The sequence below is a fragment of the Pseudomonas sp. IT-P395 genome (genome assembly GCF_949767675.1).
Taxonomy (GTDB): domain Bacteria; phylum Pseudomonadota; class Gammaproteobacteria; order Pseudomonadales; family Pseudomonadaceae; genus Aquipseudomonas.
The window spans coordinates 118,764-132,191 of the sequence record NZ_CATKPW010000007.1 but is presented as its reverse complement, the minus strand read 5'-3'; the positions used below and the strand labels follow the sequence as shown (position 1 = coordinate 132,191).

The window sequence follows — 13,428 nt, the reverse complement described above, 5'->3', positions numbered from 1 at the left end:
GGTCTTCGGCGAGGGCTGCGCCCTCGATTCGCGAGCAGGCTTGCTCCCACATTATCCTGTGGAAGTGAGCCTGCTCGCGAAGAAGCCAGCAGCAACAACGCGATTATTCGTCGTTACTACTGCCGCGAAACTTGAACAAATCCCGCCGCTGCTTCTTGCTCGGTTTGCCGTCGGTGCTCACGCCCAACGCCCCCGCCTTGCGCATTGCCGCAGCCGCTTCACGTTTGGCAATACTCGCCTCGGTCTCCGCATACAACGTCTGCGCTTCGGGTGCGCCGCGTCGAACAATCGACAACGCCTCGACCTTCACCGTACGCACTTCAAAGCCGGTACGAATCTCGAACTCATCGCCGATGCGTGGCTCTTTGCCAGGCTTGCAGCGCTCGCCGCGACAATGCACCTTGCCACTCTCGATCGCTGCTTTGGCCAAGGCACGGGTTTTGTAAAAACGCGCGGCCCACAGCCACTTGTCGAGACGGACCTTGTCGTCCTCTTCGCTTTTTTGTGCCATGGCATTTCCTCATTCTGAAATATTGATGAACTGTACTACCGTTTCACTCATGTCATGAATGACCGCGTCCCGGATTACAATGCGCGCGTTTCGGCGCCTGCTTCCGGGGCCGGAAATCCGGGCTGTAGAAATCTGTCGCCTTTTAACCCTTATTCTGCGTGAATACCGCGAATCCGGCCTCGTGCGGGCTGAAGCGGTTGTCACGGTTGAGCATTTTTTTGAAGACATTTGACCATTTGACCGTTGTCGGTCTGCGCGAGTGGGTGGCGCTCCCGGATTTGGGAGTTGCGGGCCTGCGAGCAAAAATCGACACCGGCGCCAGCACCTCCAGCCTGCATGCCACCGACATCGAGCCGTTCGAACGCGACGGCGAGAAGTGGGTGCGATTCACTGCGCACCTGGGCACGGTGGTGCAGTTGCGCCACCGCCGCTGCGAAGCCCCTCTGGTAACACGCAAAACCATCAAAAGCTCCAACGGCCATGCGCAGGTGCGCTACGTCATCAGCACTACCCTGGCCCTCGGTGATCGGGTCTGGCCGGTCGAGTTCACGCTCGCCTGCCGCAAGTCCATGCGCTATCGCCTGTTGCTCGGTTCCAAAGCCCTGATCGATGGCCAGTTGGTGGTCAATCCGGGCATCAAATATGTACAAGACAAGCCGGTGTTCCCGGTATCTACCTCTTCCACAGGTGTTGCATGAAGATCGCTGTGCTGTCGCGGAACCCGCGTCTGTATTCCACCCGCCGTCTGGTCGAAGCCGGAACCGAGCGCGGGCATGAAATGGTAGTGATCGACACCCTGCGCGCCTACATGAACATCGCCAGCCACAAGCCGCAGATCCACTATCGCGGCAAACCGCTGGAAGGCTTCGATGCGGTGATCCCGCGGATCGGCGCGTCGGTGACGTTCTACGGCTGCGCGGTGTTGCGCCAGTTCGAAATGATGGGGGTATTTCCGCTCAACGAGTCGGTGGCCATCGCCCGTTCGCGGGACAAGCTGCGTTCGCTGCAACTGCTGTCGCGGCGCGGCATCGGTCTGCCGGTGACGGGTTTTGCTCACTCGCCGGATGACATTCCCGATCTGATCGACATGGTCAACGGCGCACCGCTGGTGATCAAGGTGCTGGAAGGCACGCAGGGCATCGGCGTGGTGCTGTGCGAAACCGCCACGGCCGCAGAATCGGTGATCGAGGCGTTCATGGGCCTGAAGCAGAACATCATGGTTCAGGAGTACATCAAGGAAGCGGGCGGTGCGGATATTCGTTGCTTCGTGGTCGGTGACAAAGTCATTGCAGCGATGAAGCGCCAGGCCAAACCGGGTGAGTTCCGCTCCAATCTGCATCGCGGCGGCAGCGCCAGCCTGATCAAAATCACCCCGGAAGAACGCATGACCGCGTTGCGCGCGGCCAAGGTCATGGGCCTGGCAGTGGCGGGTGTGGATATCCTGCGTTCCAATCACGGGCCGTTGGTGATGGAAGTGAATTCGTCGCCGGGGCTGGAAGGGATCGAGACCACCACCGGCAAGAATGTGGCGGGGATCATCATTGAGCATCTTGAGAAGAATGGCGGGCCGAATATGACCCGGACCAAAGGCAAGGGCTAAAAGCGAGCCCCTCACCCTAGCCCTCTCCCGAAGGGAGAGGGGACTGATTGGGGGATGCTTAAAAGATACGCCGACCTGATCCTGCTGTGCCGAATCCACAATCGCCCCAGTCTTTCAGGTCGATGTATGACGCCAGACACGTCGGTCAGCTCCCTCTCCCTCTGGGAGAGGGGCCGATTGGGGGATGATTAAGAGATACGCCGACTTGATCTTGCTGTACCGGATCCATAATCGACTCAGTCTTTCAGGTCGATGTATGACGCAAAACACCTCGGTCAGCTCCCTCTCCCTCTGGGAGAGGGCTGGGGTGAGGGGCTTTTGACCTACACAGCATCTCGCGGCAGCATCAATCCCAAAGGCAACCTCACCCGCGCTTCCAGTCCACCACCGGACCGATTGCGCAATTCAACATTGCCGCCATGCATCGAAGCAATCCGCTTCACGATCGCCAAGCCCAAGCCAGTGCCCTTCCCGCCCCGCGCACGATCACCACGGGTAAACGGGTTGAAGATCGCCTCCAGCTCCGAAGGGTCAATCCCCGCGCCTCGGTCCATCACGCTCAGCACCACATACGGCGCACTGACGTCCCCGGACACATAAGCGGCGACCTCAACGTGACCGCCGGCATGGTTCAAGGCGTTGCCGATCAGGTTGTTCAGCAAGCGTTTCATCGATACCCGACGCAGCGGAAACGGCTGGATCGGCTCCAGACGCAAACGCACTTTCTCTTCATTCTGGTTGTACGGTGCTGCAACCTCGCGCACCAGATCAGTCAGATCCACTTCTTCCACCGACTCGTCACGACCGTCGCGGATGAACGCGAGGAACTGGTCGAGAATCGCGTCCATGTCTTCAATGTCGCGCACCATGTCGTCGGTCAGGTCATTGCGATCGCCCATCAACTCCAGCGACAGCCGCAACCGGGTCAGCGGAGTGCGCAAATCATGGGACACACCGGCGAGCATCAACTCACGCTCGCGCCCGGCCTGCTCGACGTCTTCGGCCATCTGGTTGAAGGCGCGATACACCTCGGTCATCTCGCTCGGCGTATCGCTGATCGGCAGACGTACGCTGCGACCCTGACCGAGTTGCCGGGCGGCATAGACCAGGCGTTTCAATGGCTGGTTGAGCTGGCTGACGAAAATCCACGCCGATGCCGTCGACAGCAAGCCGATGGCAAGGAACCAGCCAAGCACGTTCCAGATTTTCTGGCCGCGCAACGGGTGCGGATACAACGGCACCTTGAGCCAACCGTCACCGAGGCTCGGTGCGCGCACCCACAACGCTGGCGGTGAATGCATGCGCAAGCGCACTTCGGTGTCGGCACCCAGTTCCGCCTGCATCTGCCGCTGGTAGATTTCGCTGTACGGCCAGTGCTGTTCGCCTTCCGGCACACCGGCGCCCACGACCCGAATCAAGGTGGCGGCATCAGCGATCTTCGCGCGGTTTTCTTCATCGGCAGCCCAATAGGCTCGCAGCGTCAGGGCGACGCCGTGGCTGTATTGGCGATCCACCAGCACGTCCTCGTTCATCAACAGATAAACCAGGGTCAGCGCCTTGGAAAACAGCACGACGATAAGCACCAGCCAGAGGGTGCGAGAGAAAAAACTTTGGGGGAACCAGACAGGGGTTTTCATCTATAACCGCTACACACTTGCAGGAGCGAGCAATGCTCGCATATTGCGGATTGCGAGTCTGCGGGCCTGGCCGTTCGACCAAAACCTGCAGACTCGCTCCTACAAATCGCCGATCACTTGGTGGCGGCGCCATCCGGTACAAACACGTAGCCCACGCCCCAGACGGTCTGGATGTAGCGCGGCTTCGATGGATCCGGCTCGATCATGCGGCGCAGACGGGAAATCTGCACGTCGATGGAACGCTCGAGGGCATCCCACTCGCGGCCACGGGCCAGGTTCATCAACTTGTCGCGAGTCAGCGGCTGACGCGCGTTCATCACCAGAGCCTTGAGTACCGCAAACTCACCGGTGGTGAGCATGTGCACTTCGTCGCCGCGTTTCAGTTCGCGGGTGGCCAGCGACAAGACGTAATCACCGAACGTGACGTTTTCGTCTTCACTGCCCGGTGCGCCTGGTACCGGTGTGGCCTGACGACGCAACACGGCTTTGACGCGGGCCATCAGCTCATCCGGGTTGAACGGCTTGGCCAGATAATCGTCGGCGCCCAGTTCCAGGCCCTTGATGCGGCTCAACTCATCGCCCTTGGCGGTGAGCATGATGATCGGAATCTGGTTGTTCGCGCCACGCAGACGGCGGCAAGCGGTCAGACCGTCTTCGCCGGGCAGCATCAGGTCGAGGACGACCAGATTGAAAACTTCACGCGACAGCAAACGATCCATCTGTTCGGTGTTCGGTACGGTGCGGGCACGGTAGCCCTTGCTGACGAAAAAACGTTCCAGCAGGCTGCTCAGGCCCGGATCGTCGTCAACGATGAGAATTTTTTCGCCTTCAGCAGTTTGTGCAGTGCTGCTCATTGGATGCTCCTTTTAGCTCGGCGCGCATTATGGCGTAGCTGCCGTTATACGCACCGTGTGCATTGTTAGCAGATTTTTCCTTCACTGCCAGAAAACCGGGGTTTATGCCTACAGACTGCAACGCCCCCGAACGACAGAACGCTGGTTATAATGCGCGGCGTTTTGTGCCAGGCAACGTCTGAATCGTTACCGCAGGTGGCAGGCTTTTTTCCTGCCGAGCGCAGTAATTGTTCGATTTCACGGGTCAATGGGCTGCCTTTTGACCCAGGCAGCGGCAATTTTCTAGCCGCTCAACCAGACTCCGGGCCTTTATTTCCGTGCCTGCGAGCCTGCTTTCACAATATGTCAGGTGGTTTTATGGACAGCATCAACAGCCGCATTGCCGAGGAACTCGGTGTACGCCCACAACAGGTCGAAGCGGCCGTCGCGCTACTCGATGAAGGCTCTACCGTTCCCTTCATCGCCCGTTACCGGAAAGAAGTCACCGGCAGCCTCGATGACACCCAGTTGCGTCATCTGGAAGAACGTCTGCGCTACCTGCGAGAACTCGACGAACGGCGCATCAGCATCCTCGCCAGCATCGAAGAGCAAGGCAAACTCACCCCTGCCCTCGAGCGCGACATCAAACTCGCCGACACCAAGACCCGCCTCGAAGACTTGTACCTGCCGTACAAGCAGAAGCGCCGCACCAAGGGCCAGATTGCCCTGGAAGCCGGCCTCGGCGACTTGGCGGACGGCCTGTTCAACGACCCGAACCTGAACCCGGAAACCGAAGCCGCACGCTTCGTCGACGCCGAAAAAGGCGTGGCCGATGTGAAGGCAGCGCTGGAAGGCGCCAAGTACATCCTGATGGAACGCTTTGCCGAAGACGCCAGCCTGCTGGAAAAACTGCGTAACTATCTCAAGCAGGAAGCGACCCTCAGTGCCCGCGTCATCGCTGGCAAGGAAGAAGAAGGCGCCAAGTTCCGCGATTACTTCGAACACGACGAACCGCTGAAAAGCATGCCGTCGCACCGCGCGCTCGCCATTTTCCGTGGCCGCAACGAAGGCATCCTCAGCTCCGCGCTGAAAGTCGGCGATGAACTGCCGGGGACCATGCACCCGTGCGAAGGCATGATCGGCCAGCAATTCAACATCCAGAACCAGAACCGCCCGGCCGACAAATGGCTCGGCGAAGTGGTGCGCTGGACCTGGAAGGTCAAGCTCTACACGCATCTGGAAACCGACCTGCTCGGCGAACTGCGTGACGGCGCCGAAACCGAAGCGATCAACGTGTTCGCCCACAACCTGCACGACTTGCTGCTGGCCGCCCCAGCCGGCCCGCGCGCGACTCTGGGTCTCGACCCGGGCCTGCGTACCGGTTGCAAAGTGGCCGTGGTCGACTCGACTGGCAAGCTGCTGGATCACGCCACGGTTTACCCACACGTGCCGCACAACAAGTGGGATCAGACCATCGCCATTCTGGCCGCCCTGTGCGCCAAGCACTCGGTTGACCTGATCGCCATCGGCAACGGCACCGCCAGCCGCGAAACCGACAAACTGGCCATCGAGCTGATCAAAAAGTATCCAGCGATGAAGATGACCAAGGTCATGGTTTCCGAAGCGGGTGCATCGGTGTACTCGGCGTCGGAACTGGCGGCCAAGGAATTCCCGGATCTGGACGTGTCGATCCGTGGCGCCGTATCCATCGCCCGTCGTCTGCAGGATCCACTGGCAGAACTGGTGAAAATCGATCCGAAATCCATCGGTGTCGGCCAATACCAGCACGACGTGTCGCAGTTGAAACTGGCGCGTGGCCTGGACGCAGTGGTCGAGGATTGTGTGAACGCCGTCGGCGTTGATGTGAACACTGCTTCGGTAGCACTGCTTGCGCGGATCTCCGGCCTCAACGCGACGCTGGCGCAGAACATCGTGACGCACCGCGATGAGCACGGCGCCTTCAAAACCCGCGCGGCGCTGAAAAAAGTCGCACGTCTGGGCGAAAAAACCTTCGAACAGGCCGCCGGTTTCTTGCGCGTGATGAACGGCGACAACCCGCTGGATTCGTCGGCGGTTCACCCGGAAGCCTATCCGCTGGTGCAGCGCATTGCCGCTGAAACCGATCGCGACATCCGCTCGCTGATCGGTGATGCAAGCTTCCTCAAGCGTCTGGATCCGAAGAAATTCACCGACGAAACCTTCGGTCTGCCGACCGTGACCGACATCCTCCAGGAACTGGAAAAACCGGGCCGCGACCCGCGTCCGGAGTTCAAGACTGCCGAGTTCCAGGAAGGCGTCGAAGACCTGAAAGACCTGCAACTGGGGATGATCCTCGAAGGCGTCGTCACCAACGTGACCGCGTTCGGCGCATTCGTCGATATCGGCGTGCATCAGGACGGTCTGGTGCACATCTCGGCGCTGTCGGAGAAATTCATCAAGGATCCGCGTGAAGCGGTGAAGGCTGGTGACGTGGTGAAAGTGAAGGTCATGGAAGTCGACATCCCGCGCAAACGCGTTGGCCTGTCGATGCGCATGGGCGACACCCCCGGCGAGAAAATCGACGGTGCCCGTGGTTCGCGTCCGGGCTCGGCGCAGCGCCAGCCTTCGAACAATGCGCCACGCAAGGAAACCTCGACCGCCGCACCAGTGAACAACGCGATGGCCTCGCTGTTCGCCAACGCCAAGCAGTTGAAGAAACGCTGATGGAAATTCCGGCCGGGCTCGTCGAGAGCGCGTTTTTCAAGCTGTTGGGCTGCCGCCTGCACAGCCTGGAAACCGGGGTGGCGCAAGTCGCCCTGGTGCTGGAACCGGAACTGCGCAATCGCGGCGGCAAATTGCACGGTGGCGCGCTGTTCAGTCTGGTCGACATCGCCATGGGGCTGGCCTGTTCCAGCACCCACGGCTTCGATCAGCAGAGCGCGACGATCGAGTGCAAGATCAACTATATCCGCGCCGTTTCCGACGGTGAGGTGCTGTGCACGGCGCGGGTGATTCACCCGGGCCGGCGCACGTTGGTGGTCGAAGCCGACGTGATGCAGGGCGACAAACTGGTCGCAAAAGCGCAAGGCACGTTCGCTGTCCTGTAGCTAGACGCCATCAATTTGAGTTAATTTCGGCGCAACGAATCCTGTGGGAGCTGCCGCAGGCTGCGATCTTTTGATTTTGTTTTTCAATAGCAAGATCAAAAGATCGCAGCCTGCGGCAGCTCCTACAGGTATGTGTGCGGCTGACCGGCTAGAAAAACCAGGCGATAACGCCAGTTTCAACTTCACCCTTGTAGACCGTCCTGCCCACCCCCATATTGGGGCGACTGACGCGTGAAGGAATCCAAATTGAGCGAACTTCTCAACCGCCGCCTGGCTCTGCTCGGCGAGCGCGCTAACCTCTCTCTGCTCGAGCAGTGCCTGCACGGTATCGAACGTGAATGCCTGCGCGTGACCAGCGAAGGTCGCCTGGCGCAAACGCCGCACCCCGAAGCCTTGGGTTCCGCGCTGACCAACGAACAGATCACCACCGACTACTCCGAGTCGCTGCTGGAATTCATCACGCCCGCCCTGCCGGATCCGGCTGATACCTTGGCGAGCCTGGACAAGATTCACCGTTTTGCCTACAGCAAACTCGGCAACGAGTACCTGTGGAGTCCATCGATGCCGTGCCCGTTGCCGGCCGAGGAAGACATCCCGATCGCCTATTACGGCACCTCCAACATCGGTCAGCTCAAATACGTCTACCGCAAGGGCCTGGCCCTGCGTTACGGCAAGACCATGCAGTGCATCGCCGGGATTCACTACAACTTCTCCCTGCCGGAAAAGCTCTGGCCGTTGCTGCGCGAAACCGAAGGGTTTGTCGGCACTGACCGCGATTACCAGTCGTTTTCCTACATTGCACTGATCCGTAATTTCCGTCGTTACAGCTGGTTGCTGATGTACCTGTTCGGGGCATCGCCAGCGCTGGATGCCGGTTTCCTGCGTGGTCGTTCGCATCAGTTGGAACAGCTCGATCCGGACACCTTGTATCTGCCGTACGCCACCAGCCTGCGCATGAGCGACCTCGGTTACCAGAGCAACGCCCAGGCCGGTCTGACCCCGTGCTACAACGATCTGGCGAGCTACACCGACAGCCTGCGCAAAGCCGTTGCGACGCCGTACGCGCCGTACGTTGAAGTCGGCACGCACCAGGATGGTGAGTGGGTGCAGCTCAACACCAACATCCTGCAGATCGAAAACGAGTACTACTCCAACATCCGCCCGAAACGCGTGACCTACACCGGCGAGCGGCCGATTCAGGCGCTGGTGGCCCGTGGCATTCAGTACGTCGAAGTGCGTTGCCTGGACATCAACCCGTTCCTGCCAATGGGCATCGACCTCACCGAGTCGCGCTTCCTCGACGCGTTCCTGCTGTATTGCGCGCTGAACGACAGTCCGCTGCTGACCAACACGTCGTGCGGCAACGCCACATCGAACTTCCTCAGCGTGGTCAAGGAAGGTCGTCGTCCGGGTCTGCAATTGCAGCGTGACGGTGAGTCGGTGGAGATGAAGACCTGGGCAGCCGAACTGCTGGAACAAATTGCTCCATTGGCGGCGTTGCTGGATCAGAGCCATGGCGGTGATGCGCACAGCAAGGCGCTGGATGCACAACTGGCCAAGGTCAACGACCCGTCCCTGACGCCATCCGCGCAAGTGCTGGCGGCGATGGCTGAGCACAAGGAAAGCTTTGCGCAGTTCTCGTTGCGTCAGAGCCAGGCGCATGCCGAGTTTTTCCGTAGTGAGCCTTTGGCGGCGGATGAGCAGGCGAAGTTTGAGGAGTTGGCGCGTACTTCTCTAGCGGCGCAGGCTGAGCTGGAGCAGAACGAGGTGGGGGATTTTGACGTGTTTGTTGGGTCGTATCAGGCGAGTATTTTGGCGATCAGCAACTGAAGAGCCCCTCACCCTAACCCTCTCCCAGAGGGAGAGGGGACTGACCGTGTTGTCAGTTCGAGCTACACCGACCTGAACGACCAAGTCGAACTCAGGATTTGAAAAGCCCCCGATCTGCTCCCTTTCCCCCTCTCCCATTGGGAGAGGGCTGGGGTGAGGGGCTGGATCTCAATGACACAACTTTTCTCGAACACATCTCCCGCTTAGATTTTTCCGCTCATAAGCTCATTCTAAAAAGTTATTTATTTACCGATTCTTAGATCATTTAGTCTCCTTTCACGCCGACGCTCGGTCGCCTGATATGGAGCTGTTCAATGAAACTGAATTTCCCGCTTCGCCTGCTCGCCGTAGCCTCCTTGGCTGCCGCAAGTTTCCTGGCTCAGGCCGCCGACCTCACCGTCGCTTACCAAACCACTGTTGACCCGGCGAAAGTCGCTCAGGCCGACGGCGCTTACGAAAAAGCCACCAAAGCCGACATCGCCTGGCGCAAGTTCGATAACGGCGCCGACATCATCGCCGCCATCGCCTCCGGTGACGTGCAGATCGGCTACCTCGGCTCGAGCCCGCTGACTGCCGCGATCACCCGCAAAGTCCCGGTCGAAACCTTCCTCATCGCCACCCAGATCGGCGCCGCCGAAGCACTGGTCGCTCGCGACGGTTCCGGCATCAAGACCCCGCAAGATCTGATCGGCAAGAAAATCGCCGTGCCGTTCGTGTCCACCGGTCACTACAGCCTGCTCGCCGCGCTGAAACACTGGAACATCGATCCAGCGAAAGTCACCGTGCTCAACCTCGCGCCGCCAGCGATCATCGCGGCGTGGAAACGCGGTGACATCGACGCCACTTACGTGTGGGATCCGGCGCTGGGCGTGGCCAAGGAAAACGGCAAAGTACTGATCACTTCCGGCGAGCTGGCCAAGTTCGGCGCGCCGACTTTCGACGCGTGGATCGTGCGCAAGGACTTCGCCGAGAAGCATCCGGAAATCGTCACCGCCTTCGCCAAGGTCACCCTCGACGCCTACGCCGACTACCGCAAAGACCCGAAAGCCTGGCTCGCCAATCAGTCCAACGTCGACAAACTGGTGAAACTCTCCGGCGCCAAGGCCAGCGACATCCCATTGCTGCTGCAAGGCAACGTCTACCCGCTGGCAGCTGATCAGGTGGTTACTCTCGGCGCGCCGACCACCAAAGCCATCACTGACACCGCCGCGTTCCTCAAGGAGCAAGGCAAGGTCGAAGCCGTTCTGCCGGACTACGCGCCGTACGTCAGCGCCAAATTCATCACCAACTGATCGGGAGTTAATCGCGATGGCCTTGCTACAGCTGGAGCGCATCAGCGCACAGTACCCGGGCAGCCCGACACCGGTGCTGGCGGATATTTCTCTGACCCTGGGGCCTCAGCAATTGCTGGTCGCCCTCGGCCCGTCCGGCAGTGGCAAGACTTCGCTGTTGAACCTGATTGCCGGTTTCGTCGAACCGAGTGCCGGGCGCATCACCCTCGACGGCGTACCGGTCAAAGGCCCGAGCGCCGAACGTGGCGTGGTGTTCCAGGACGATGCTTTGCTGCCCTGGCAGGATGTGTTGGCCAATGTCGCGTTCGGTCTGGAACTGGCTGGTGTCGCCAAAGACAAGCGCGAAAAGATCGCCCGCGAAATGCTCGCACTGGTTGACCTCTCCGGTTTCGAAAGCCGTCGTATCTGGCAGCTTTCCGGTGGCCAGAAACAACGCGTCGGCCTCGCCCGCGCCCTCGCCGCTGATCCGCGCGTGTTGCTGATGGACGAGCCCTTCGGCGCGCTCGACGCGTTCACCCGCGAACAGATGCAGGAGCTGTTGCTGCAAGTCTGGCAGCGCACGGCCAAGCCGGTTTTCCTGATTACCCACGACATTGAAGAAGCGGTGTTCCTCGCCACTGACCTGATTCTGCTCGCGCCGAATCCGGGGCAGATCGTTGAGCGCCTGCATCTGGACTTCGGTCAGCGTTACGCCGCCGGTGAGTCCGCCCGCGCGATCAAATCCGATCCGCGTTTTATCGAAACCCGCGAACACGTGCTGAGCAAAGTGTTCTCGCAACGCAGCGCCGGGCAACGGCAGGAGCGCGCATGAGCAGTTACGACGTTTCTTCGGCGGCGGTAAAACCCGCCACCGCGTCGGTGGCGATTCCGCTGCGCCGCAGCCTCAGTACACGCTGGATAAGCCTGCTGACGTTGTTCGCTTTGTTGGCCATCTGGTGGGCGGTGACTGCTACTGGATTGATCGAACCGCTGTTCCTGCCACCCCCCTCCGCCGTGCTGCAAAAGGGCTGGTTGCTGGCGACCACGGGCTATATGGATTCGACGTTGTGGCAGCACCTCGGCGCGAGCCTGAGCCGCATCGGTCTGGGCCTCGGTTTTGCGATTCTGACTGCCGTACCGGTGGGCATCGCGATCGGCGCCAACCGTATCGCCCGTGGCGTGCTCGATCCGCTGATCGAGTTCTACCGCCCTATTCCGCCGCTGGCTTATCTGCCGCTGATCGTGATCTGGTGCGGCATCGGCGAGTTGTCGAAAGTGCTGCTGATTTATCTGGCGATTTTCGCGCCGATTGCCATCGCTACTGCCACCGGCGTGCGCACGGTTGACCCAGCGAAATTGCGTGCGGCGCAGTCGTTAGGTGCGACGCGTTTGCAGCTGATTCGTCATGTGATTTTGCCGAGCGCGTTGCCGGACATTTTGACGGGCGTGCGCATTGGTCTGGGGGTTGGTTGGTCGACGTTGGTCGCCGCTGAACTGATCGCCGCCACCAGCGGTTTGGGCTTCATGGTGCAGTCGGCCGCGCAGTTCCTGGTCACCGATGTGGTGGTGCTGGGGATTCTGGTCATCGCCCTGATCGCCTTCGCCATGGAAATGGGCCTGCGCGCCCTGCAGCGCAAACTGGTGCCGTGGCACGGCCAGGCCCACTAAAGCATTTTTTGAATCACCCCCTGTAGGAGCTGCCGCAGGCAGCTCCTACAGGGAGGTGGTTATCCGAAATTTAAGAGAAAGACCATGAGCAGCCTCAACATCACCCCGTTAAGCTCGGCCCTAGGCGCGCAAATCAGCGGCGTCGACATCAGCCAGCCGTTGACCCTGGAACACCGCGACGCCATCGAACAGGCGCTGCTCAAGTATCAAGTGTTGTTCTTCCGCAACCAGCCAATCGAGCCTTCGCAACAGGCACGTTTCGCCGCCTATTTCGGCGACCTGCACATTCACCCGATCTACCCAAACGTACCGGAACAACCGGAAGTGCTGATTCTCGACACCGCCGTCACCGACGTGCGCGACAACGCGATCTGGCACACCGACGTGACCTTCCTGCCGACACCTGCGATGGGCGCGGTGCTCAGCGCCAAGTTGCTGCCGGAGTTTGGTGGCGACACATTGTGGGCCAGCGGCATTGCCGCGTATGAAGCGCTGTCAGCGCCGATGAAAAGTTTGCTCGAAGGGCTGACCGCAACTCACGATTTCACTCGCTCGTTTCCGCTGGAGCGCTACGGCAATACGCCTGAAGCGCTGGCGCAGTGGGAAGAAGCTCGACGCAAGAATCCACCGCTGTCGCACCCGGTGATTCGTACACATCCGGTCAGCGGGCGGCGCTCGTTGTTCGTCAATGAAGGCTTCACCTCGAAGATCAATGAGCTGTCGGAAACCGAGAGCGAAGCGATTCTGAAGTTCCTGTTCGCCCATGCGACGCGGCCGGAATTCACCATTCGCTGGCGCTGGCAAAAGGACGACATTGCGTTCTGGGATAACCGCGTGACCCAGCATTACGCGGTGGATGACTACCGCCCGGCGCGGCGGGTGATGCAGCGGGCGACGGTGTTGGGGGATGTGCCGTTTTTTCGTTGAGACGTTTTAAAGCCAAAAGCCCCTCACCCTAACCCTCCCGAAACGTCGGAACGCCCCGAGGGAGA

General features: G+C 60.2%; 12 protein-coding genes. 9 read left to right on the top strand and 3 right to left on the bottom strand.

Annotated features, from left to right (window positions below; genetic code table 11):
- Window positions 1–103: 103 nt before the first annotated feature.
- The gene (locus tag ACM6IN_RS06695) at window positions 104–511 is read right to left on the bottom strand and encodes an RNA-binding S4 domain-containing protein (RefSeq protein WP_007917939.1); all 408 of its coding nucleotides are present in this window, start codon (window positions 509–511) and stop codon (window positions 104–106) included.
- 236 nt (window positions 512–747) lie between these two features.
- On the opposite strand from ACM6IN_RS06695, the gene ACM6IN_RS06690 reads away from it, so the two are divergent.
- Both ACM6IN_RS06690 and rimK read left to right on the top strand, forming a co-directional pair.
- Window positions 748–1,209, top strand: a complete 462-nt coding sequence (locus ACM6IN_RS06690) for an ATP-dependent zinc protease (protein WP_171057267.1) — start codon at window positions 748–750, stop codon at window positions 1,207–1,209.
- Window positions 1,206–2,111 (top strand): 30S ribosomal protein S6--L-glutamate ligase, encoded by a 906-nt coding sequence (gene rimK, locus ACM6IN_RS06685; protein ID WP_007949201.1) that lies wholly within the window; start codon window positions 1,206–1,208, stop codon window positions 2,109–2,111. Before ACM6IN_RS06690 ends, rimK begins: the two co-directional genes overlap by 4 nt.
- Window positions 2,112–2,434: 323 nt before the next feature.
- Here the strand turns inward: rimK and ACM6IN_RS06680 are convergent, their stop codons facing one another.
- The gene (locus ACM6IN_RS06680; protein ID WP_007917930.1) at window positions 2,435–3,748 is read right to left on the bottom strand and encodes an ATP-binding protein; all 1,314 of its coding nucleotides are present in this window, start codon (window positions 3,746–3,748) and stop codon (window positions 2,435–2,437) included.
- A gap of 113 nt (window positions 3,749–3,861) precedes the next feature.
- Window positions 3,862–4,602, bottom strand: coding sequence for a two-component system response regulator OmpR (gene ompR, locus ACM6IN_RS06675; protein ID WP_007917928.1), 741 nt, complete (start codon window positions 4,600–4,602; stop codon window positions 3,862–3,864).
- 357 nt (window positions 4,603–4,959) lie between these two features.
- Here ompR and ACM6IN_RS06670 point away from each other — a divergent pair, with 357 nt between their 5' ends.
- The 7 genes from ACM6IN_RS06670 (at window position 4,960) to tauD (ending at window position 13,363) form a co-directional block, all read left to right on the top strand.
- Complete coding sequence (locus ACM6IN_RS06670; RefSeq protein WP_414894990.1) at window positions 4,960–7,284, top strand: Tex family protein; 2,325 nt, start codon at window positions 4,960–4,962, stop codon at window positions 7,282–7,284.
- Complete coding sequence (locus ACM6IN_RS06665; RefSeq protein ID WP_007917925.1) at window positions 7,284–7,667, top strand: PaaI family thioesterase; 384 nt, start codon at window positions 7,284–7,286, stop codon at window positions 7,665–7,667. Before ACM6IN_RS06670 ends, ACM6IN_RS06665 begins: the two co-directional genes overlap by 1 nt.
- Before the next feature lie 246 nt (window positions 7,668–7,913).
- Window positions 7,914–9,497, top strand: coding sequence for a glutamate--cysteine ligase (gshA, locus tag ACM6IN_RS06660; protein WP_414915635.1), 1,584 nt, complete (start codon window positions 7,914–7,916; stop codon window positions 9,495–9,497).
- A gap of 314 nt (window positions 9,498–9,811) precedes the next feature.
- Complete coding sequence (gene tauA, locus ACM6IN_RS06655; protein WP_414915634.1) at window positions 9,812–10,789, top strand: taurine ABC transporter substrate-binding protein; 978 nt, start codon at window positions 9,812–9,814, stop codon at window positions 10,787–10,789.
- A 16-nt stretch (window positions 10,790–10,805) separates the two neighbouring features.
- Window positions 10,806–11,600, top strand: coding sequence for a taurine ABC transporter ATP-binding subunit (tauB, locus tag ACM6IN_RS06650; RefSeq protein ID WP_007917917.1), 795 nt, complete (start codon window positions 10,806–10,808; stop codon window positions 11,598–11,600).
- The gene (gene tauC, locus ACM6IN_RS06645; RefSeq protein ID WP_414915633.1) at window positions 11,597–12,436 is read left to right on the top strand and encodes a taurine ABC transporter permease TauC; all 840 of its coding nucleotides are present in this window, start codon (window positions 11,597–11,599) and stop codon (window positions 12,434–12,436) included. Before tauB ends, tauC begins: the two co-directional genes overlap by 4 nt.
- Window positions 12,437–12,520: 84 nt before the next feature.
- Window positions 12,521–13,363 (top strand): taurine dioxygenase, encoded by an 843-nt coding sequence (gene tauD / locus ACM6IN_RS06640; protein ID WP_414915632.1) that lies wholly within the window; start codon window positions 12,521–12,523, stop codon window positions 13,361–13,363.
- Window positions 13,364–13,428: the final 65 nt, after the last annotated feature.